The 1,156-nt window shown below is 38.1% G+C and carries 1 protein-coding gene; it reads left to right on the plus strand.

What is annotated here, in order from left to right; translation table 11 throughout:
- Positions 1 to 1,156, plus strand: a 1,156-nt coding sequence (locus AC2VE5_RS28055) for a glycosyltransferase (protein WP_486890781.1), incomplete at both ends; no start/stop codon positions are given.

A 1,156-nucleotide genomic window follows, 5' to 3' on the forward strand; every position in this document is an offset into this window, starting at 1 on the left:
GATATTTCTAAGGTGCATCCATTAGTAGAACAATATAATCTCCTTGAGCGTACCTACTACGCTCCCAATCGACCAAAGAACGAATTTTGGCGCAGTTTGAAAGGTTTGGGATTGTTACTAATAAATTTTCCCAAAAATCCCTTAGTTTGCCAGCAATTATTAAATAAATCTCGTTACGGAAGCCAAGCTAAGTCATTAAAATTACTTTACCGAGCAATGCCTTTTCTAAACACCAACAAATCCTATGATATTATCCATTGTCAGTTTAGTACCTTGGGCGTATTTGGTGTTTGGTTTCGCCAACTTGGACTATTACAAGGAAAATTAATATCGACCTTTCGAGGTGCGGATATCAGTAAATTTTTGCCCAAATGGGGAGAAAAAACTTATCAAGAACTTTTTCAAGAAACCGATTTTTTCTTAGCAAACTGCGAATTTTTCGCTAATTATGCGATCGCTTTAGGTTGCGATCCTACAAAAATTTTGATTCATGGCTCAGGAATAGATTGTAGTAATTTTGCCTTTAAACCTCGGTATTTTCCCAGAGACGGAAAAATACGAATTGCGACTACAGGGAGGCTAGTAGAAAAAAAAGGTATAGAATACGTCCTTAGAGCAGTTGCAAAAATAGCTGATAGTTACCCAAATCTTGAATATAATATTCTCGGCGATGGCGAATTAAAAGAGCATTTTGAAAAATTGATTGCCGAGCTAAATATTAGTTCTATTGTCAAATTGCATGGTTGGAAACAACAACGAGAAATCATTGAAATTCTAGATAGATGTCATATTTTTGTTGCTCCTAGCGTCACTGGAGTTGATGGAAATCAAGATGCGCCTATCAATACATTAAAAGAAGCAATGGCAATGGGAATGCCAGTAATTAGCACCTTGCACGGTGGTATTCCTGAGCTAGTAGAAGATGGATATTCTGGGTTTTTAGTACCCGAACGAGATGGGGATGCGATCGCCTCAAAACTAACTTATCTCATCGAGCATCCCGAAATTTGGGAGCAAATGGGGAGAGTCGGGCGATCGCGTGTTGAAGAAAAGTATGACATGAACAAGCTTAACGATGAATTAGTAGAAGTTTATCAAAAAGTTATAGATTCCTCATTGCCTCAGCCAATGTCAGAGCAAGCTCTAGCCTTAGTAG

The organism is Aliterella sp. E5.1 (assembly GCF_057473825.1).